The organism is Streptomyces sp. NPDC042102 (genome assembly GCF_055582305.1).
On record NZ_JBVJDL010000004.1, the window covers coordinates 19897 to 42342 of the forward strand.

5 protein-coding genes are annotated in these 22446 nt (G+C 75.5%); 1 reads left to right on the top strand and 4 read right to left on the bottom strand.

The window, feature by feature from the left end; genetic code table 11:
• Window positions 1–23: 23 nt before the first annotated feature.
• The gene (locus ACZ6KO_RS18410; protein WP_469305024.1) at window positions 24–12452 is read right to left on the bottom strand and encodes an SDR family NAD(P)-dependent oxidoreductase; all 12429 of its coding nucleotides are present in this window, start codon (window positions 12450–12452) and stop codon (window positions 24–26) included.
• Between the two features lie 245 nt (window positions 12453–12697).
• Here ACZ6KO_RS18410 and ACZ6KO_RS18415 point away from each other — a divergent pair, with 245 nt between their 5' ends.
• Window positions 12698–13891: a cytochrome P450 family protein gene (locus ACZ6KO_RS18415; RefSeq protein ID WP_469305025.1), complete on the top strand. Its 1194-nt coding sequence runs from the start codon at window positions 12698–12700 to the stop codon at window positions 13889–13891.
• A 114-nt stretch (window positions 13892–14005) separates the two neighbouring features.
• Here the strand turns inward: ACZ6KO_RS18415 and ACZ6KO_RS18420 are convergent, their stop codons facing one another.
• The 3 genes from ACZ6KO_RS18420 to ACZ6KO_RS18430 all read right to left on the bottom strand — a co-directional run bounded on the left by ACZ6KO_RS18420 (window position 14006) and on the right by ACZ6KO_RS18430 (window position 22262).
• On the bottom strand, window positions 14006–19822 hold the full coding sequence (locus ACZ6KO_RS18420; RefSeq protein WP_469305700.1) for a type I polyketide synthase: 5817 nt from the start codon (window positions 19820–19822) through the stop codon (window positions 14006–14008).
• A gap of 5 nt (window positions 19823–19827) precedes the next feature.
• The gene (gene zapE / locus ACZ6KO_RS18425; RefSeq protein ID WP_469305026.1) at window positions 19828–20877 is read right to left on the bottom strand and encodes a cell division protein ZapE; all 1050 of its coding nucleotides are present in this window, start codon (window positions 20875–20877) and stop codon (window positions 19828–19830) included.
• A 197-nt stretch (window positions 20878–21074) separates the two neighbouring features.
• A complete protein-coding gene (locus tag ACZ6KO_RS18430) occupies window positions 21075–22262 on the bottom strand; it encodes a cytochrome P450 (RefSeq protein ID WP_469305027.1) in 1188 nt (395 codons plus the stop codon).
• Window positions 22263–22446 lie beyond the last annotated feature (184 nt).

Sequence of the window (22446 nt, forward strand, 5' to 3'; positions counted from 1 at the left end):
GATGCCGGTGGGCGCGGTGCGGCTCAGATGCCGATTTCTCCCTTCAGGATGTCGAAGAGCTCCTCGTCGGTGACGTCGTCCACGTCGGTGGTGGCGGCGGGTGGCCGCTGCCCGGCGCCGAGTTCGGCGAGCAGAGCGCGCAGCCGGTCCTCGATGTGGCGGGCGGTGTCGGGGTCGGGCGTGCCGGCGCGCAGGTCCGCGGCGAGTTCGTCGAGGCGGCGCAGGGCGGTGCGGTCGGGGGCGGGTGCGGCGGGCGCCAGTTCGCGGTCGATGTGGGCGGCGACGGCGGCCGGGCTCGGGTGGTCGAAGACGAGGGTCGGGGAGAGCCGCAGGCCGGTCTCCTCGCCGAGGCGGTTGCGCAGTTCGATGGCGGCCAGGGAGTCCAGTCCCAGCTCGCGGAAGGAGCGTTCGGCGGGCACCTGGGCGGCGCTGCCGTGGCCGAGGACGGCCCCGGTCTGCGCGCGCACCAGGTCGGTCAGGAGCCGGCGGCGGGTGTCGTCGTCGGCGCCGGCCAGGCGGCGGACGAACGCACCGCGCTCGGTGGCGGGCCGGCGCGGCGCGGGCCGGGCTGCGGTGGTCCGGGCGGTGGCGGCCGCCGGGCGGGCGGCGACCAGGTTGGTGGCGTCGGGCAGGGCGAGCGCGGCGTCGAGGAGGGCGAGCGCCTCGTCGCCCGCCAGCGGTACGGTGCCCTGCCGGGCCATACGGGCGACGGCGTCCGCTCCGAGCCGGCCGGCCATGCCGCGTTCCTCGGCCCAGGGGCCCCACTGGAGCGACTGGGCGGGCAGGCCGAGCGTACGGCGGTGGTGGGCGAAGGCGTCGAGGAAGCCGTTGGCGGCCGCGTAGTTGGCCTGGCCGGGGCTGCCCATCACGGCGGCGGCCGAGGAGAACAGGACGAACGCGTCGAGTCCGGCGGCGGCGGTCAGCTCGTGCAGGGCGACCGCGCCGGCCGCCTTGACGGCCAGGACCCGGGCGAACTGTTCCTCGGTGAGGGTGGCGAGCAGTCCGTCGTCGACGACGCCGGCCGCGTGGATCACCGCGCGCAGGGGGCGGTCCGCGGGGACGCCGGCCAGGATGCCGGCCAGCGCCGTGCGGTCGGTGACATCCCCCGCGGCGAGGGTGACCCGGGCGCCCAGCTCGCGCAGGGCGGCGGCCAGTTCGGTGCCGTGCGGGTCGGCGCCGCCCGTACGGCTGAGCAGGAGCAGGTCGGTGACGCCCCGCTCGCGTACGAGGTGCTCGGCGACGACCGCGCCGAGGCCGCCGGTGCCGCCCGTGATCAGGACGGTGCCCTCCCAGGCGGGGGCGGCGGTCACGGACTCGGCCCGGTGCACCAACCGCGGGACCAGCAGGCGGCCCTGCCGGATCGCCGTCTCGGGCAGGCCGGCGGCGAGGGCGGCGGGCAGGGCCGCCCAGGACTCCGGCCGTCCGTCGGCCTCGACGACCTGCACCTTGCCGGGGTGTTCGGCCTGGGCGGTACGGATCAGGGCCCGCACGGCGCCGTACGCGGTGGCGTGGGGCGTGGGTCCCCAGGCGGCGCCGCCGGCCGTGCCGGGCTCGGCGCCCGCCGCGGGGCCGTCCGGCGCGCCCTGCGCGGTGGCGTGCGCGGATCCGTCGGCGGTGGCTCCCGGGACCGCCGGGCCGGGGTGGGCCAGCAGGACGAGGCGGGCGTCGTCCGACAGGGGCGCGGCGAGCCACTCGCGCAGCAGGGTCGCCGTGTGCCACGCGGCGGCCAGCGCCTGCCCGGGGAGGTCGGCCGCCGGGTCGGCGGTCGGGTCGGCCGGCGCGGGCAGGTCCAGGACGCGCACGACGACGTCGGGAGTGTCCCCGCCGGCCACCGGACCCGTGGGGCCGGGGAGCACGGTGGTGCGGACGCCGGCGCCTTCCAGCGCCTCGGTCAGGACCGCGGTCAGGGCGCCGTCGACGAGCGCGGCCCGACCGGTGAAGGGCCCCGGCGCGGTCGCCGACGGCTCCCAGTGGGTCTCCAGCAGCGCGGCACGGTCGGCGCCGAGGTCCTCCGTCCGCATCCGGCGCAGCGTCAGCGAGTCCACGGAGGCCACCGGCGCACCGAACCCGTCGGTGATCAGCAGCGACAGCGTGTCGGGCCCGCTCCGGGTCAGGTGCACCCGTACGGCCTGGACGCCGGCCTTGTACAGGGTCATGCCCTGCCAGGTGAACGGCAGCCGCCCGGCCTCGTCCGACCCGCCGGCCGCCTCGATGAACCCGGTGTGCAGGGCGGCGTCGAAGAGCGCGGGGTGGAACGCGAAGCGGCCGGCCAGGTCGCCGTCCGCCGCGGGCAGCGCGACGTCGGCGAAGATCTCGTCACCGCGCCGCCAGGCGGCCTTCAGGCCCTGGAACGCGGGCCCGTAGTCGAAGCCCATCCCGGCCGCGCGCACGTACGTGTCGCCCGCCTCGACCGGCTCGGCCCCGGCCGGCGGCCAGTCGAGCGGTACGGCGAACGGCTCGGCCCCCGCCCCGTCCGCCGACGCGGCGAGCGCACCGCTCGCGTGCCGGGTCCAGGCGGCGTCCGGGTCCCCGGCGTTCCGGGCGTGCACGGTCAGCGACCAGCGGCCCGGCCCCCCGTCGGCGTCCCCGGCGGGGTCGACGGGGACGGCCACGGCCTGCACCTCCACGACGCCGTCGGCCGGCAGCCGCAGGGGCGCCAGCACGGTCAGCTCGTCGACGGTGTCGCAGCCGATCTCGCGCCCGGCGTGCAGCGCCATCTCGACGAAGGCGGTACCGGGCACGATCACCGTGCCGCTGACCACGTGGTCGGCGAGCCACGGGTGGGTACGGGCCGACAGCCGGCCGGTGAGGATCAGCTCGTCGGCGTCGGCCCGGCGCAGCACACCGGCGAGGAGCGGGTGGGCGGCGGCGCCCCCGTCGCGTGCTCCGGCCGCCAGCGGCGTGGGCCAGTAGCGCTGCCGCTGGAAGGCGTAGCCGGGCACGCCGGACGCCCCCGGCCCGGGGCCGAAGACCTCGGCCCAGTCGAGGTCGGTGCCGGCCGTGAACAGCGCGCCGAGCGCGGCGGCGAGCGTGTGCTCCTCGGACCGGCCGCGGCGCAGGAGGGGGACGAACGCGGCCGTGTCGGCGTCCTCGTCGGTGAGGCACGGGCCGGCCATGGCGGTCAGGACGGCGTCGGGCCCGATCTCCACGTACGTGCCGACGCCTTCGGTGGCCAGGGTGCGCACCCCGTCGAGGAAGCGCACGGCTTCCCGGACGTGCCGAACCCAGTAGTCGGCACGACCCAGCTCCTGGCCGCCCGCAACCCGCCCGGTCAGCGTCGAGACGAACGGGATCACCGGAGCCGCGTACGTCAGCCCCTCCGCGACCTCGCGGAACGCGTCGAGCATCGGCTCCATCAACGGCGAGTGGAACGCGTGCGACACCGTCAGCCGCTTCGTCTTACGGCCCTGCCCGGCGAACCGGTCCGCCACCGCCAGCACGGCATCCTCCGCGCCGGAAACGACCACCGACCGCGGACCGTTCACCGCGGCGATGTCGACATCGACGCCCAGCAGCGGACGTACCTCCTCCTCCGTCGCCTGGACGGACACCATCGCACCGCCCGCAGGCAGCTCCCCCATCAACCGGCCCCGGGCCGCCACCAGACGCGCCGCGTCCGCCAGCGACAACACCCCCGCCACGTGCGCCGCCGCGATCTCACCGATCGAATGACCAGCCACGAAGTCCGGCCGCAGACCAAACGATTCGACCAGCCGGAACAGCGCCACCTCCAACGCGAACAGCGCCGGCTGAGTGAACTCGGTCCGGTCGATCTCCTCGCCATCCCCGAACACCACCTCCTTCAGCGGCAGTTCGAAGTGCGCACACACCTCGTCGAAGGCCGAGGCGAACACCGGGAACGACGCGTACAGCTCCCGCCCCATCCCCGCCCGCTGCGCACCCTGCCCCGAGAACAGGAACGCCAGCCCGCCCCCGGTGCCGCTCGAGGTACCCGTCACCGCTGCCAGTTCGGCCAGCAGGCCGTCCCGGTCCTGGGCGATCACGGCCGCCCGGTGGTCGAAGGCCTTGCGGTGCACGGCCAGGGCCCGGCCCACCGCCGTGAGGTCCAGGCCCGCGTCGGCCGCCAGGCGTTCCCGGAGCCGGTCGGCCTGGTCGCGGACCGCGTCCGCGTCGCGGCCCGACAGCAGCCAGGGCACGGCGGCGGGAGCCGGCGCGGCCGCCACCGCAGTGACGGTGTCGTCCTGCGGCGGTGCCTGCTCCAGGATCACGTGCGCGTTCGTGCCGCTGATCCCGAAGGAGGACACGGCCGCGCGGCGCGGCCCGCCGGTCTCCGGCCAGGCCACCGGCTCCGTCAGCAGCCGCACCGCGCCCGCCGACCAGTCGACCTGCGGGGTCGGCGCGTCCACGTGGAGCGTGGCGGGAAGGACACCGTGCCGCATGGCCAGGGCCAGCTTGATGACACCGGCCACGCCGGCCGCCGCCTGGGTGTGGCCGAGGTTGGACTTCAGCGACCCGAGCCACAGCGGGCGGTCGGCGGGCCGGTCCTGGCCGTACGTCGCCAGCAGCGCCTGCGCCTCGATCGGGTCGCCCAGCGGGGTGCCCGTGCCGTGCGCCTCCACGGCGTCGACCTGCCCGGCCGTCAGGCCGGCGTTGGCGAGGGCCTGCCGGATGACGCGCTGCTGCGAGGGACCGTTGGGCGCGGACAGGCCGTTGCTCGCGCCGTCCTGGTTGACGGCCGAGCCGCGCAGCACGGCCAGCACCTCGTGGCCGGCCCGGCGGGCGTCCGACAGCCGCTCGACGAGCAGCAGGCCCACGCCCTCCGACCAGCCGGTGCCGTCGGCCGCGGCCGCGAACGCGCGGCAGCGGCCGTCGGGCGACAGGCCGCGCTGGCGGCTGAAGTCGATGAACGCGTTGGGGGTGGACATGACGGTGACGCCGCCGGCCACCGCCAGGTCGCACTCGCCGCGCCGCAGCGCCTCGGCGGCCAGGTGCAGGGCGACCAGCGAGGACGAGCACGCCGTGTCGACGGTGAGGGCCGGCCCCTCCAGGCCGAAGGTGTAGGCGATCCGGCCGGAGACGACGCTGCTCGCGCCGCCCGTGCCGAGGTAGCCCTCCAGGTCGTCGGCGGAGCGGGCCACCAGCGCCGTGTAGTCCTGGCCGTTCGAGCCGATGAACACACCGGTCCGGGTGCCGCGCAGGGAGTCGGGGTCGACACCGGCCTGCTCGAACAGTTCCCAGGAGGTTTCCAGCAGCAGCCGCTGCTGGGGGTCCATGGCCAGGGCTTCGCGCGGCGAGATCCCGAAGAACGCCGCGTCGAAGTCGCCCACGCCGTCCAGGAACCCGCCCGCCGTCGCGTACGTCGTACCGGGCGCGTCCGGATCCGCGTCGAACAGACCCGCCAGGTCCCAGCCCCGGTCCGGCGGGAACGGGCCGATCGCGTCGGCGCCGTCCGCGAGCAGGGTCCACAGGGCGTCGGCCGAGCGCACGCCGCCCGGGAAGCGGCAGGCCGCGCCGACGAGGACGACCGGGTCGTCCCGGTCGGCCACCGGGCCCGCCACGGCGGCCCTCCCGGCGGAGCCGGGCCGTGCGCCGTGCGGGTCGCCGAAGAGTTCACCGCGCAGGTGGTCGGCCAGCAGGACGGCGCTGGGGTAGTCGAACGCCAGCGAGGCGGGTAGCCGCAGCCCCGTCAGGGCGCCCAGCCTGGCGCCCAGCTCGACCGAGGCGAGCGAATCGAACCCCAGCTGCCGGAAGGGCTTGTGCGGGTCGACGGCGTCGGGCGAGGGATGCATGAGCAGTTCGGCCGCGAAGCCGCGGATCAGCGCGACCAGGGCGGCCTGCTGCTCCTGCGGGGTCCGGCCGGCGAGGCCGGCGGCGAATCCGGACGGCCGGTCGGCGGCCGCTTCGGTGGCCGGCGCGCCGGTGAGCGGGCGCAGCACCGGCCGGTGCGCCGCCGGGCCGTGCGCCCGTACGTACCGCTCCCAGTCGATGTCGGCGGCCAGGACGCAGGTCTCGCCGTGCCGGACGGCGCCGTCGAGGACACGCAGGGCCGCGTCGGGGCTCATGGGGCGGAACCCGGTGTACCGCATGCGTTCGCGTACGACCGGGTCGGCGGCCGCCATCCCCTCGCCCTCCCAGGCGCCCCACGCGACGGCGGTGGCCGGCAGGCCCTCCCGGCGGCGCTGTTCGGCGAGGGCGTCCAGTACGGCGTTGGCCATGGCGTAGTTCGCCTGCCCGGCCGCCCCGACGACCCCGGCGAGCGAGGAGAAGAGGACGAACGCCTCCAGGTCCGTGCCCCGGGTGAGCCGGTCCAGGGTGAGTGCGGCACCGGCCTTGGCGGCCAGGACGCCGGTCAGCTGGGCGGGGGTGAGGGAGCCGAGCACCCCGTCGTCGAGGACGCCCGCCGTGTGCACGACGGCGGTCAGCGGGTGCCGCGCGGGGATGTCCGCGAGGAGCGCGGCCAGCGCGCTCTCGTCGGCGACGTCACAGGCGGCGACGGTGACCTCGGCGCCCAGGGCGCCGAGTTCGGCGGCGAGTTCCGCGGCGCCGGGCGCGTCCGTACCGCGCCGGCTGACGAGCAGCAGGTGGTCGGCGCCGGTCGCGGCGAGCCTGCGCGCGACGTGGCCGCCGAGGGCGCCGGTGCCGCCGGTGATGAGCACGGTGCCGCGCGGGGACCACTCCCCCGCGGTACGGTCCCGCCATCCGGTGCGCACCAGGCGCCGTCCGTAGGTGCCGGTGGCGCGCACGGCAACCTCGTCCTCGGTCCCGGTGTCCGGGGTTTCCGCGGTGTCCGCGCCCGAGAGGACGGCGCACAGCCGCCGTACGCCCTCGGGGTCCAGGCGCCGTGGCAGGTCCACCAGGCCGCCCCAGCCGGCCGGGATCTCCAGCGCCGCCACCCGGCCCAGGCCCCACAACCGCGCCGGGAGGGGCCGCGGGGGCGCGTCCGTCTCGTCCACCGCCACGGCGGCGTGGGTGGCCAGCCACAGCGGCGCCGTCACGGCGGCGTCGCCGAGCGCCTGGATCAGGGACAGCGTCGCGGTGGCCGCGTGGTCGCGGTCACCGTCGAGGAGCGAGAGCACACCGGCGAACCCGTCCGCCGTCCCCGTCGCCGCGTCGGCCAACCGGCCGGTCAGTACGGCCCGGTCGTGGTCGTCCGCGGTCAGGGCGAGCGGTACGACGTCGGCCCCGTGCGCGGCCAGCCCGGCGAGGACGTCGCCGGCGAGCGCGTCCGGCCGGTCGGCGTCGGTGACCACGAGCCAGGTGCCCAGCGGCCGGGGCTCGTGCGCGTCCGCGGCCGCCTCGGCGAGGGGTTCCCAGATCACCCGGTAGAGCAGGTCGTCCGTGTCGGGCCGGCCACCGGCGGCGGGCATGGGCGCGGCGGGCCAGTAGTGCTCGCGCTGGAAGGCGTAGGTGGGGAGGTCGATGTGGCGTCCGCGCACGACACGGGTCCAGTCGGGGGCGAAGCCCCGGACGAACGCTCCGGCGAGGGCGGCGGTCAGGGTGTGCGCCTCGGCGCGGTCGCGGCGCAGGAGGGGCAGGAAGGCGGCCGTGTCGGCGTCCTCGTCGGTGAGGCACGGGCCGGCCATGGCGGTCAGCACGGCGTCGGGCCCGATCTCCACGTACGTCCCCGCGCCTTCGGTGGCCAGGGTGCGCATCCCGTCGAGGAAGCGGACGGCTTCGCGGACGTGCCGGACCCAGTAGTCGGGGGACGCCAGCTCCCCGGCGGTCGCGACCCGCCCGGTCAGCGTCGAGACGAACGGAATCGCCGGAGCCGCATACGTCAGCCCCTCCGCGACCTCGCGGAACGCATCGAGCATCGGCTCCATCAACGGCGAGTGGAACGCGTGCGACACCGTCAGCCGCTTGGTCTTGCGGCCCTGCCCGGCGAACGTGGCCGCGACCTCCAGCACCGCGTCCTCGGCACCCGACACCACCACCGCCTGGGGACCGTTCACCGCGGCGATGTCGACATCGGCGCCCAGCAGCGGACGGACCTCGTCCTCCGCCGCCTGCACCGACACCATCGCACCGCCCGCAGGCAGCTCCCCCATCAACCGGCCCCGAGCAGCGACCAACCGAGCCGCGTCCGCCAGCGAGAACACCCCCGCCACGTGCGCGGCCGCGATCTCACCGATGGAGTGACCGGCCACGAAGTCCGGCCGCAGACCGAAGGATTCGACCAGCCGGAACAGGGCCACCTCCACCGCGAACAGCGCCGGCTGCGTGAACTCGGTCCGGTGGACCCGATCCCCCTCCCCGAACACCACCTCCTTCAGCGGCAGTTCGAACTGCGCACACACCTCGTCGAAGGCCGAAGCGAACACCGGGAACGACGCGTACAGCTCACGCCCCATCCCCGCCCGCTGCGCACCCTGCCCCGAGAACAGGAACGCCAGCCCGCCGCCGGAGACCGCGCCCTCGACGACACCGCCCGCCGGACGCCCTTCAGCCAGGGCCGCCAACCCCGCCACCAGCCCGTCGCGGTCCGCCGCGACGACCGCGGCCCGGGACCCGAGGGCCGCCCGCGACGTGGCCAGCGTGTACGCCACGTCGGCGGCGGCCGGCGCGCTGTCCCCGGACACCAGGTCCAGCAGCCGGGCCGCCTGCGCGCGTACCGCGGCCGTGTCCCGGCCCGACAGCACCCACAGCGGCAGCACACCGGGGGCCGACGGGGATTCCGGGGTCCGGGGGGTCGGCGGTGCCTGCTCCAGGATCACGTGCGCGTTCGTACCGCTGATCCCGAAGGAGGACACGGCCGCGCGGCGCGGCCCGCCGTTCTCCGGCCAGGCCACCGGCTCCGTCAGCAGCCGCACCGCGCCCGCCGACCAGTCGACGTGCGGGGTCGGCGCGTCCACGTGGAGCGTGGCGGGAAGGACACCGTGCCGCATGGCCATCAGCATTTTGATGACGCCGCCGACGCCGGCGGCGGCCTGGGCGTGGCCGATGTTGGACTTCAGCGACCCGAGCCAGAGCGGGCGGTCCGCCGGCCGGCCCCGGCCGTAGGTGGCGAGCAGGGCCTGGGCCTCGATGGGGTCGCCCAGGGTCGTGCCGGTGCCGTGGGCCTCGACCGCGTCGACCTGATCGGCCGTCAGGCCGGCGTGGCTGAGGGCCTGCCGGATGACGCGCTGCTGCGCCGGGCCGTTGGGCGCGGACAGGCCGTTGCTCGCACCGTCCTGGTTGACGGCCGAGCCGCGGACGACCGCGAGGACCCGGTGGCCGTGACGGCGGGCGTCGGAGAGGCGCTCCAGCAGGAGCATGCCGGCGCCCTCGGACCAGGAGGTGCCGTCGGCCGCGGCCGCGAACGGCTTGCAGCGGCCGTCCGGCGCCAGCCCGCGCTGGCGGCTGAAGTCGACGAAGGAGGCGGGGGTGGACATGACCGCGACGCCACCGGCCAGGGCGAGTTCGCATTCGCCGCGGCGCAGCGACGCGGCGGCCAGGTGGAGGGCGACCAGGGACGAGGAGCAGGCGGTGTCCACGGTCAGGGCGGGGCCCTCGAAGCCGTAGAAGTAGGAGAGCCGGCCCGACAGGACGCTGCCGGCGACGCCCGTGCTGAGGTAGCCCTCCAGGCCGCTCTCACCGGTGAGCCGGGGCGCGTAGTCGTGGTACATCTGGCCGGCGAAGACGCCGGTGCGCGAGCCGCGCAGGCCGTGCGGGTCGATGCCCGCCTGCTCGAACAGTTCCCAGGAGGTTTCCAGCAGCAGCCGCTGCTGGGGGTCCATGGCCAGGGCTTCGCGCGGAGAGATCCCGAAGAACGCCGCGTCGAAGTCGCCCACGCCGTCCAGGAACCCGCCCGCCGTCGCGTACGTCGTACCGGGCGCGTCCGGATCCACGTCGAACAGACCCGCCAGGTCCCAGCCCCGGTCCGCCGGGAAGTCACCGACGGCGTCCGTACCGTCGGCCACCAGGCGCCACAGCTCCTCGGGCGAGCCGGCGCCGCCCGGGTAGCGGCAGGCCGCGCCGACGATGACGACGGGGTCGTCGCTGTCCGCGACCGGCTCGCGCTCGTGCTCACGCTCGCGCTCGTGCTCCGGCTCCTCCCGCGGGGTGGTGCCGAGCAGTTCGCCGTGGAGGTACGTGGCCAGCTGGGCGGGCGTGGGGTGGTCGAAGGCGAGGGATGTGGGCAGCGGCAGTCCGGTCTCCTCGGTCAGGTGGGCGCCGAGCCGGACGGAGGCCAGCGAGTCGAATCCCAGTGGCCGGTGGGCCTCCTGGGGGTCCCGGGCGGCGGAGCCGTCGGTCGCGGTGCCGCGGACGTGGGCGACGGCGGTGGAGACGAGCCGCAGCAGGTGCGGGCGGCGGTCGGCGGGGCCGAGCGCCCGCAGCCGCGCGGCCAGCTCGCCGGCCCTGGCCGGGTCGCCGGCGGCAGGCGTACCGGACGGGCCGGCGGGGGCGGCGGGCGGCTCGGGCTCGCGGCCCGACTCCAGGACGTGTACGGCCGGTTCCCGCTCCAGGAGCGCCGCGTCCAGGCCCTCGCACAGCTCGCGCGCGGTGACGGCGGCGGGCGCGGTCAGCGACACGGCCGTACGGCCCCGCGCACGCAGCTCGCGGGCGGCGGCGTCGAAGGCCGTCACCCCCGTACCGGTACCGGTACCGGTGAACAGGACGACGGCGCCGGTGTCGTGCCCCGCGAGGATCCGCTCGAGGGTGCCGACGGTGTCCCCGTCGGCATCGGCGTCACCCGGGGCGCAGGTGGCGCGCCGTACCCCGGCGGCACCGTGCGCGGCGGTCAGATGGCGGGCGAGGGCCTCGGCCCGCTCGTCGTCCGGGCCGCCGGTCAGCAGGAGGACGTCCGTACCGGCCAGGGCGGAGGTGTCGGCGGCGGGCAGCGAAGCGGGCACGGGCGCGGGCCCGGGCAGGGCGCGGACGATGCGCGTGTGGTGGGTGGAGCCGACACCGATCAGCCGGGAGACGGGTGCGTCGGCCGCCGCTGCGACGAGCCGGCGGACGATCTTCCCGGAGGATGTGCGCGGGATGCCGGTGGTGCGGTGGAGCGTGGCGGGCACCTTGAAGTGGGCCAGTTGTTCGCGGCACCGGTCCAGCAGGTCCGCGGGGGAGAGCGTGCGGCCGTCGCGGGGGACGACGTGGGCGGCGGGGACCTCGCCGAGGCGGCCGTGCGGCTGGGCCACCACGGCCGCGTCGGCGACGTCGGGGTGTGCGCGCAGCACGTCCTCGATCTCGGCGGGGTGGATGTTCTCGCCCCCGCGGATGATGAGTTCCTTGAGCCGTCCGGTGATGGTGAGGAAGCCGTCGGCGTCGAGCCGGCCGAGGTCGCCGGTGCGGTACCAGCCGTCGTGGAACGCGGCGGCGGTCGCCTCGGGAGCGTTGTGGTAGCCGGCCATGAGGCTGGGGCTGTCGACCTGGATCTCGCCCTCGTGCCCGGTGGGTACGTCCCGTCCGGTCGCGGGGTCGGTGATGCGCAGCCGCAGGCCGGGGACAGGGCGTCCGCAGGAGCCGGGTACGCGCGGGCCGCCGGGCGGGTTGCAGGTGATGACACCGGTCGTCTCGGTGCTGCCGTAGCTGTCGATGAGCGGGACCCCGAAGGCCGCCGCGAAGCGCTCGCCGAGGGCGGCGCCGGTCACGGCGCCCGCGACGAGGAAGGCGCGCAGCCCGGTGAGGGCCGGGGCGTTCTCGCCCGCGGCGTCCAGCAGGTGGTGGCAGAGCGTCGGCACGGCCGCCATGAGCGTGTACGGCGCCGCGCGCAGCGCGGTGAGCACACCGACCGGGTCGGCATCGGCGAGGAGGGTGGCCGAGGCGCCGGTGGCGGTGACGCCGAGGACGCAGAGGTTGAAGGCGAAGCTGTGGTGCAGCGGGAGCGGCCACAGCAGCCGGTCGTCCTCGGTGATGCCGAGGACGGACGGGTATCCGGCCGCGACGGACCACAGGCCCGCGCGCTGGGTGGAGAGCACGCCCTTGGGCGCGCCGGTGGTGCCGGAGGTGTAGAGCATCCAGGCGACCTCGTCGAGGCCGAGGTCGTCGGGGGCGGGCACGGCCGGTTCGGTGGCGCACAGGTGACGGAAGTCGTGGACGTCCCCGACGTCGTGGGCGCCGTGGACGGCGTGGACGGCGTCGAAGGGCTGTGGGTCGTCGCCCCGGTCGGGGACGAGTACGACGTGGATGCCGTGCCCCATCCGGTCCAGGCGGCGGTACTGCGCGAGGCGGCGGCTGTCGGTGACGACGATCCGGGCGCCCGAGTCGTCGAGGATGTGCGCGAGTTCGGCGTCGCCGGCGTACGGCCCGACGGGGACGGCGACCAGGGCGGCGCGGGTGGCCGCGAGGCAGCTCTCGACCATGTCGACCCGGTTGCCGAGGTGCACCAGGACGCGTGCGCCCCGGGCGGCGGCCAGGGCGGCGAGGTGGCCGGCCAGGCGGCGCGTGCCCGCCTCCAGCTGTCCGTAGGTCAGGCTGCGCGCGCCGTCGTCGAAGGCGGGGCGGCCGGGCCGTTCGAGGGCGTGCTCCCGCAGGAGGTCAGAGACCGGCCGCACCAGGGCCGTTCGCACTCCGTGCTCCTGCATTGCCTGTCCCCCGTATCCGGTCGCGCACATTGATCCAGACCAACACTCTTGCGATGCGGGGAATATGAATTACTTGAGCTCCCCGCTCGACGGCCGATATTATTCAAGCCATCCAGCGAGATCAACTTCAATAAGGGTGTTACCAGGGGCCACCCCTATCGACCCCAGAGAAACCCTTAAAAACAATTCCGGGAGTTTTCGTGTCCCTTCCCGTAATGGACGATGAGTTCTTGACCAACCCCTATCCGGCCTTCGCCTCGCTCAGGGCGCAGGGGCCGGTGCACCGGATGCTGCTGCCCAGCGGGCTGCGCGTGTGGGCGGTGGTCAGCCACGAGGAGGCCCGGGTGGCGATGACCCATCCCGCGCTGTCGAAGGACATCGACACCTCGGTCAAGCTGGGCTACTTCGACCGCGAGATGAGCGCCGGCGGCACACCGCGGCTGGAGCACAGCTCGGTCGGCCAGCACATGCTGAACATGGACCCGCCGGGGCACACGCGGCTGCGGAAGCTGGTGAACAAGGCGCTGACGGCGCGCGGCGTCGAGCGGCTGCGGCCCCGGATCGAGGCGATCAGCGCGGAGCTGCTGGACGCCGTCGAGAAGACGGCCGCCGAGTCCGGCGACGGCGTGGTGGACCTCGTCGAGCACTACACGGCGGTCTTCCCCGTCGAGGTGCTGGGCGAGCTGCTGGGCATCACGGCCGAGCACCTGCCGGTCCTGGTCGACCTGACGGCCGCCATCATGTCGAACGACAACGAGAACGCCGGCGCGAACATGGCCGCGTTCGGCCAGCACATCGGCCGGATGATCCACGAGAAGCGCGCCGCGCCGGGCGAGGACCTCATCAGCGCGCTGGTGACGGCCCGCGACGAGGAGGACAAGCTCTCCGACATCGAGCTCGTCTCCACGGTGTTCCTGCTGGTGGTGGCGGGTTACGAGACCACCGTCAACATGATCGGGCACGGGCTGCGGGCCCTGCTGGCCCACCCGGACCAGCTCGCCGCCCTGCGCGCGGACCCGGGTCTGATCCCCGCCGCCAACGAGGAGTTCCTGCGGTACGAGGGGCCGGGCAACCGGGCGACGCTGCGGTTCGCGAAGGAGCCGCTGGAGCTGGGCGGCACGGCGATCGCGGCCGGCGAGTACGTGTCGGTGCTGCTCGGGTCGGCCAACCGGGACGAGACGAAGTTCGCCTGTCCGCACCGCCTCGACGTCTCCCGGTCCACCAACGGGCACCTCGGTTTCGGGCACGGTATCCACTACTGCGTCGGCGCGCCGCTGGCACGGGCGGAAATGGAAATCGCCCTGCGCGACATCCTGAGCCGCTTCCCGGAGCTGTCCCTGGCCGTCCCGGACACGGAGCTGCGCTGGCGCAAGAGTTTTATGATGCAGGGGCTCGAGACGCTCCCGGTGCGCCTGCACGGCTAGCACCGCCGGAGAAATACGGGCGGGAACGCCCGAGGGGCCGCGAAGGGAACACCGAGGGCCTGCGGTATTCGGATCGCTCCGGATACCGCAGGCCCTCCCGTGTTTCCCGCCGCGCTACTTGCCGAATTCGGCCCGGATGAAATCGAAGATCTCGTCCGCGGACGCGCTGCCCAGCGCTTCGGCGGCCGGTGCGGACCCGGCGGCCCCCGGGACGGCCGGGGCGGCCGAGGCTCCAGTGGCCGCGGCCGTCTCCTCGATCGGCACCTCGTCCGGCTCCTCGGCCGTGACCAGCGCCAGCAGGGCCCGCAGGCGGCCCGAGACGTCCGCCCGTACCCCGGAGCCCTGCGCCCCGTCCGCGGCGAGGGCGCGCAGCGTCTGCTCCAGCCGGTCGATCTCGCCGAGGACCGGCGCCTTCGCCTCCGGTACGGCCAGCAGCGTCCGCAGGTGCGCGGCGAGCGCGGCCGGGGTCGGGTAGTCGAAGATCAGCGTGGTGGGCAGGCGCAGTCCGGTGGCCGTTCCGAGCCGGTTGCGCAGCTGGACCGCCGTCAGCGAGTCGAGCCCCATGTCGAGGAAGCCCCGGGAGGCCTCGACGTCCTGGGCCCCGGTGTGCCCGAGGACGGTGGCGGTGTGCCCGCGCACCAGATCCGACAGGATCCGGGTCCGCTCGCTCTCCGCCACGCCGGCCAGCCGCTGAGCCAGCGTCACCTCCGGTACGGCGCCCGCCGCGGCGGCGGCCCGGCGGGCGGGCGCCGGCACGAGACCGCGCAGCAGCGCGGGTACGGCGTCGCCGGCCGCCTGCGCGCGCAGCGCGGCGAGGTCCACCTTGAAGGGGACGAGCACGCTGTCGTCGGAGCCGAGCGCGGCGTCCAGGAGCGCCAGCCCCTCCTGCGTCGTCAGCGCCTGGGCCCCGGCGCGTTCGATCCGGGCCAGTCCGGCCCCGTCGAGGTGACCGGTCATACCGCTGCGCTCGGCCCACAGGCCCCAGGCCAGGGACTGCGCGGGCAGGCCCCGGTCGCGACGGTACTGGGCGAGGGCGTCCAGGTAGGCGTTGGCGGCCGCGTAGTTGCCCTGACCGGGCGCGCCGAACAGGCTGGCGGCGGAGGAGAACAGCACGAACGCCGAGAGCTCCAGCCCGCTCGTGAGCTCGTGGAGGTTCCACGCGGCATCGGCCTTGGGCCGCAGGACGGTGTCGAGGCGTTCAGGGGTGAGGGACTCGATGACCCCGTCGTCGAGGACACCCGCGGTGTGGATCACGGCGGTCAGGGGGTGCGCCGCCGGTACGGACGCCAGCAGCGCGGCCAGCGCCGCACGGTCGGCGACGTCGCAGGCCGCCACGGTCACCGAAGCACCCAGCTCCGCCAGCTCGGCCACCAGGTCCGCACCACCACCCGACCGCCCGGCCAGCAGCAGACTCCGCACACCGTGCCGCACCACCAGATGCCGCGCCACCGCCCGGCCCAGCGTCCCGGTACCACCCGTCACCAGCACCGTACCGCCCACCGCGAAGGACACCTCACGCGGCTCGGCAGCCGCCGGAACCCGGACCAGGCGCAGGGCGTGGACGGTTCCGGCGCGGACCGCGGTCTGCGGCTCGCCGTACGCCACCGCCCGGGCCAGGCTCTCCTCGTCGGCGGTGCCGTCCACGTCGACGAGGAGGAAGCGGCCGGGATGTTCGGACTGGGCCGAGCGCACCAGGCCCCACAGCGCCGCCTGCACGAGATCCGGCGCCCGGTCGCCGGCGCGGGCGCTCACCGCGCCGCGGGTGACCAGGGCGAGGCGGGAGTCGGCGCAGCGGGGGTCGGCGAGCCAGTCCTGGAGCAGCTCCAGGGCGGCGGCGGTGGCGGTGCGCAGGTCCGTGGCGGCCGGCGGGAAGGCGAGGACCAGGTCCGGCACGTTGGTCAGGTCCGCGAGCCGGGCCAGCGGCGCCGGACCGGCTGCCGGAGCGGCGTTCGGCTCCAGGGGGTTGTCCCCCAGGGTGGCCCAGCGGCCGGTGACGGACGCGGGCGCGGGCGTGGCCTCCGGGTCCCCTCCGGCGGCGGGCAGTGGGGTCCAGTTGAGGCGGAAGAGGGCGTCACCGCCGCGGGCCGCGGCGAGCTGACCACCTGTCAGCGGGCGCAGCACCAGGGATCCCACGGTGGCCACCGGCAGCCCGGTGGCGTCGGCCGCGTGCAGCGACACCGCGTCCGTGCCCGCGGGGGCGAGCGCGATGCGCAGCACCGGGGCGCCGGTGGCGTGCAGGCGGACGTCGCGCCACTCGAAGGGCAGCCGGCCCCCCTCGATACCGCCGTCGTCGCCGGGCAGCGCGCCGAGCGGGATCGCGTGCAGGGCGGAGTCGAGCAGGGCGGGGTGGAGGCCGTAGCGGGCCGCTTCGGCCTGCTGGTCCTCGCCGAGGGCGACCTCGGCGAAGACCTCGTCGCCGCGCCGCCAGGCGGCGCGCAGGCCCTGGAAGACCGGCCCGTAGCCGAAGCCGGCGGCGGCGAAGTCGTCGTAGACACCGGTGACGGGGATCTCGGCGGCGCCCTGCGGGGGCCAGAGCGCGGGCACGCCGGGCTCCGCGGCCGGACCGGAGCGCGAGTCCGCGCCCGCGCCCGCATCCGCATCCGCATCCGGGGCGAGGAAGCCGCCGGCGTGGCGGGTCCACGGGGTGTCCGCGGCGGCCCCGTCGTCGGGCCGGGCGTACACGGCGAGCGGCCGGGAGCCCCGCTCGTCGGGGGCGCCCACGGTCAGCTGTACCTGGACGCCGCCCTCCTCGGGCAGGAGCAGCGGTGCCTCCAGGGTCAGTTCGGCGACGCGGGGGCAGCCCGTCTCCCGGCCCGCGTGCAGCGCGAGCTCCAGGAAGGCCGTGCCCGGCAGCAGGGCGGTGCCGTGCAGGGCGTGGTCCGCGAGCCAGCCGTGCGTGCCGTGGGCGAGGCGGGTCGTGAAGAGGTGTCCGTCGGTGCCGGGCAGCGCGAGCGCGGCCCCGAGCAGCGGGTGCCCGGCGGCGCCCAGCCCGAGCGCGGTGACGTCGGCGGCCGGCGCGGCGGGCCGCGGCCAGTACCGGCTGCGCTGGAAGGCGTACGTCGGCAGGTCGGCGCGGCGGCCCGCGGGGCCGGCGGTGCCGGCGGGCAGGGCCGCGGCCCAGTCCGCCTCGATGCCGTGGACGTGGGCGGCGGCGAGCGCGGCCAGGAAGCGGTCCGGGCGGCCGCTGCCGCGGCGCAGGGTCTCGCCCACGAACGCCTCGGCGCCGGCGTGCTCGACGGTCTCGCCGAGTCCGACCCCGAGCACCGGGTGCGGGCTGATCTCCAGGAAGTACGCGTAGCCGTCGGCGGTGAGGGCGCGGACGGCCGGTTCCAGCAGCACGGTGTGCCGCATGTTGCGGTACCAGTAGCCGGCGTCCAGCCCGGTGGTGCTCTCCAGCGGGCCGCCGGTCACGGTGGAGTAGTACGGGACGGTCGACTCGGCCGGTATGACGGGGGCGAGCGCCTCCAGCATCCGCTCCCGGACCTCCTCGATGCGCGCCGAGTGGCCGGGGGTGTCGACCCCGGGCACGAGGCGGGCCCAGACGCCCTCGGCGGTCAGCTTCTCCAGGAGCTCGGTGACCGAGGCGCGCTCCCCCGCGACGACCACGGAGGTCGGGCCGTTGACGGCGGCGACCGACAGCCGGCCCTCCCAGGCGGGCAGCAGCCCGGTGACGGTCTCGGACGGCAGGGCGACCGAGGCCATCGCGCTGGTGCCGGACAGCTCCAGCAGGGCCTGGCTGCGCAGGGCGACGATCCGCGCGCCGTCGGCCAGGGACAGCGCGCCGGCGACCACGGCCGCGGCGACCTCGCCCTGGCTGTGACCGACGACGGCGGCGGGCTCCACCCCGCAGGCCCGCCAGAGCGCGGCGAGCGAGACCATCACCGCGAACAGGGCGGGCTGGAGGACGTCGACCCGGTCCGGGGAGGGGCTGCCCGGTACGCCGCGCAGGACGTCGGCGAGGGACCAGTCCACGTACGGGGCGAGCGCCTGCGCGCAGGCGTCGACGCTGTCGGCGAAGACCGGGGAGGAGTCGAGCAGTTCGAGGGCCATGCCGGTCCACTGGGAGCCCTGGCCGGGAAAGACGAAGACGGGGCGGACGCCGGTGGCCCGCGCCACGCCGGCCACGGTCGCGGCGGTGTCCTCGACGGCGGCCGGTCCGGCGGCCGCCGGACCGGCGGTGGCCAGTGCGGCGAGCTCGCGCAGGAGCGCGTCCCGGTCCCCGCCGAGCAGGACGGCGCGGTGCTCGAAGGCCGACCGTCCGTGCAGGAGCGCATCGGCCACGTCGTACGGGTCCGCGCCGGCGCCGCCGTGCGTGAGCCGGTCGTGGAGCCGCCGGGCCTGGGCGCGCAGCGCGGCGGCGGAGCGGCCGGAGAGCAGCCAGGGCACGGGCGGCGCGGTGGCGCCGGCCGCGGAACGGAAGGCGGCGGAACGGAAGGCGGCGGGAGCCGTGTCCGTACCCTCGGGTCGCTGGTCGCCGTGCGGTGTGATCGCGTCCGGCTCGTCGGCGGGGGCCTGTTCGAGGACCGCGTGGGCGTTGGTGCCGCTGATCCCGAAGGAGGACACGGCCGCCCGGCGGGGGCGGCCCGTCTCCGGCCACGGCCGGGCCTCGTCCAGCAGCCGTACGGCGCCGGAGGACCAGTCGACGTGTGGGGTCGGCTCCTCGGCGTGCAGGGACTTGGGCAGGACGCCGTGCCGCATCGCCATCACCATCTTGATGACGCCGCCCGCGCCCGCGGCCGCCTGGGTGTGGCCGATGTTCGACTTCAGCGATCCCAGGTGCAGGGGCCGGTCGGCGGGCCGCTCCTGACCGTACGTCGCGAGCAGCGACCGGGCCTCGATCGGGTCGCCCAGCGGGGTGCCGGTGCCGTGCGCCTCGACCGCGTCGATCTGGTCGGCGCTCAGCCGGGCGGCGGCCAGGGCCTGCCGGATGACGCGCTCCTGGGAAGGGCCGTTCGGCGCGGTGAGGCCGTTGGACGCGCCGTCCTGGTTGACGGCCGAGCCGCGGATGACGGCGAGGACCTCGTGGCCGTTGCGGCGGGCGTCGGAGAGCCGTTCGAGGAGGAGCATGCCGACGCCCTCGGACCAGCCGGTGCCGTCCGCGTGGGCCGAGAACGGCTTGCAGCGGCCGTCGGGAGCGAGGGAACGCTGCCGGCTGAACTCCACGAACGACGCGGGCGTGGACATCACGGTGGCGCCGCCGGCCAGGGCCAGCGCGCACTCGCCGCGCCGCAGCGACTCGGCGGCCAGGTGCAGGGTGACCAGCGAGGAGGAGCAGGCGGTGTCGACGGTGAGGGCCGGCCCCTCGAACCCGAAGGCGTAGGAGATCCGGCCGGAGGCGATGCTCCCGGCGCTGCCGTTGATCACGTACCCGGCCAGGTCGTCCCGGCCCTCGAGGAGGGTGGCGTAGTCGTGGTACATCACGGAGAGGAACACGCCGGTACGGCTGCCGCGCAGGGTGCCCGCGTCGATCCCGGCGCGCTCGACGGCCTCCCAGGCGGTCTCCATCAGCAGCCGCTGCTGGGGGTCCATCGCGAGCGCCTCGCGCTGGTTGATCCCGAAGAAGGAGGCGTCGAACTCGGCGACGCGGTCGATGAATCCCCCGTCACGCGTGTACGTCGTACCGGGCCGGTCGGGGTCCGGGTCGTAGAGCGCGGCGGTGTCCCAGCCGCGGTCGGCGGGGAACGGGGAGATGGCGTCGATGCCGGCCTCGAGGAGGTGCCAGAGCTCTTCGGGGGTGGTCACGCCGCCCGGGTAGCGGCAGCCCATGCCGACGATGGCGATGGGTTCGTGTGCCTGTTCCTCCGCGTCGTGGAGCTGTTGCTTCACGGTGCGCAGCTCGACGGTCGCCCGCTTGAGGTAGTCGCGGAGTTCTTGTTCGGTCGCCATCGGATCAGCCCTTTGCTGTCGGATCGGGGAACGAGGAGGTGGGATGCCCCCTACGCGTCCGACGCGGCCGTGGTGGACAGCAGCGTCAGACGGCTGGCGGTCCGGTTGACGTCGACGGGCAGGGACTCGCCGCGCAGGACCTCATCGAGCGGGGCCGCGCCGACGAGGACGAGGCGGATGTCCCGGTCGCAGAGCACGTCGATCAGGTTGGCGAACCGCTGGGCGGCGTCCGCGCTCTCGCCGGCCAGGCGGGGCAGGCCGGAGAGCACCCAGACGGGGAAGCGGTCGGCGAGGGCGAGGTAGTCGCCGGTCGAGTGGGGCCGGTCGCACAGGTCGTGGAAGTCGAACCAGACGAGGTCGTCGCGGACGGCGCGGGCGGGGACCGTACGGCCGCCGGACACCTCCACCGCGGTGCGCTCGGCCTCGCCGGGTGCGGTCAGTCCGTACGCGGCGAGCCGCTGCGGGCTGCCGGGCCAGAGGTAGGCGCCGCGCTCGAACTCGGAGCGGGGCGCACCGCCGGCGTACGCGGTGCGGTAGTCGTGTCCGCCGCCGAGTTCGACGACGTCCATCGACTCCTCCAGGAGCGCGATGGCCGGCTGGAACATCTCGTGGAAGACGGGGTTGGGGAGCAGGCCGGCCGGCGGGTAGTTCGAGGTGGTGAGCAGGGTGATCCGCTGGTCGAGGATCGAGCGGAGCACCCGGCCGATCAGCATCGCGTCGCCGGCGTCGTGGACGTGGAACTCGTCGAAGACCAGGAAGCGGCAGTCGCCGAGGAGTTCGGCGACGGCGCGGTCGGTGACGCGGTGGTCGTTGCGGTTGCGGTGGTAGGCGGCGTGGAACTCGCGGAAGAAGTCGTGGAAGTGCAGCCGGCGCTTCTCGCGGACGGGTACGGCGTCGAAGAGGGTGGTGGTCAGCCAGCTCTTGCCGCGGCCGACCGAGCCCCAGAGGTAGACGCCGCGCGGCGGGGCGGGGCGGGAGAAGAGGCCGCGGCGGCGCGAGACGTCGGCGCCGAGCCGGGCCAGACGCCCGGCGGCCTCCCGCTGGGCGTCGTCGAGGACGAATCCGGCCTGCTGCGCGGCGCGTTCGAAGTGCTCTATCACGTGGTGGTTCCTCTGCTGTCCCGTGGTGTCGGAAGATCCTGGTTCATCCTGATGCGCCCCGGCGATCAAGAGATGATCAGAATTCCAGACACGTCCGGCCCGCCCAAGAGTGGATCATGGTTGACCGCACCGGTTCAGCCCCTGAACCGCCCCCGCACACCCCTGCGCCGCACCCCTGCCACCCCTACTCCCCTGACTCACCAGGTCACGGGCAGTCGGACGATGCCCTGGATGGTGTCGCCCGGCTTGAAGGGGACCTCCTCGGCGGGAACGGCCAGCCGCAGTCCGGGCAGCCGGGCCAGGAGCGTGCCGAGGGCGATCTCCATCTCGGCGCGGCCCAGTTTCGCCCCGAGGCACTGGTGGATGCCGTGGCCGAAGCCGACGTGGTGGCGGGTGGTGCGCTGCCAGTCGAGGGTGTCCGGGTCGGGGTAGACGCTCTCGTCGCGGTTGATGAGGGACAGGGAGAAGACCACCCCGTCGTCCTTGCGGATGGTCTCCCCGGCGATCTCGATGTCGTCGACGGCGACCCGCAGCATGCCCTCCACGATCGACAGGTGGCGCATCAGTTCCTCGACGGCCGCCGGCAGGAGCGAGGGGTCGGCGCGCAGCTCGGCGAGCCGCCGCGGGTGCTCCAGGAGCGTGTACGTGCCCAGCGCCACCATGTTCGCGGTGGTCTCGTGACCGGCGATCAGCAGGATGAAGGCGAGGCCCGCGAGCTCCTCGGCGTCGAATTCGCCCTCCTCGACCTGACGGCGGACGATGTCGTCGAGCATCCCGTCGCCGGGCGCGGCGCGCTTGGCCTCGATCAGGTCCCGGAGGTAGCCCTCGAGCCGGTCCCGCGCGTCCTCGACGTCGGAGAGCTCCGGGCCGCGCAGCAGGCGGCGCGACTGCTCCTCGAAGAAGGCGTGGTCGGCGTACGGCACGCCGAGCATCGAGCAGATCACCTTCGAGGGCATCGGCAGCGCGAAGTCGCCCACCAGTTCCGCGCCGGGCCCCTTGGCGATCATGTCGTCGATCAGCTCGTCCACGATCTCCTGGATGCGCGGCCGCAGGGCGTGGGTGCTGCGGAGGGTGAAGCTCGGGATCAGCAGCCGGCGCTGCCGGTTGTGCTCGGGGTCGTCGACGCCCAGCAGCGGCGTACGGCGGCGCAGCAGTCCCACGTAGCGTTCGGAGGGGACCGGGAAGGCCTCGTTCTGGCTGTCGGAGGACAGCCGCGCGTCGGCGAGCAGGGTCCGGGCGGCCGCGTGGCCGGTCACCGCCCACACGGAGCGGCCGTCGAAGAAGGTGACGCGCTGGAGCGGCGCGCCCGCACGCAGCGGATCGTAGGCGGCGGGCGGCTGGTAGGGGCAGGTGCGGTCCTGGGGGAAGGCAACGGACTCGGTCATCGCGGCGGCCTCGCAGGTGCGGTTACGGGGCTTCCGGCCGGGCGTACGGAGGTCGCGGAGCCGCCCCGTACGGTGCTGTGGAGCCCGTGACGTCCCCCGGCGGTCGCCGGGGTCGGCGGCCGGCGCCGCCGCGCCCCAGGGTCGGCCCCGGCCGTTGCGCCCCGCTGAAGGACCCCTTGCGTCC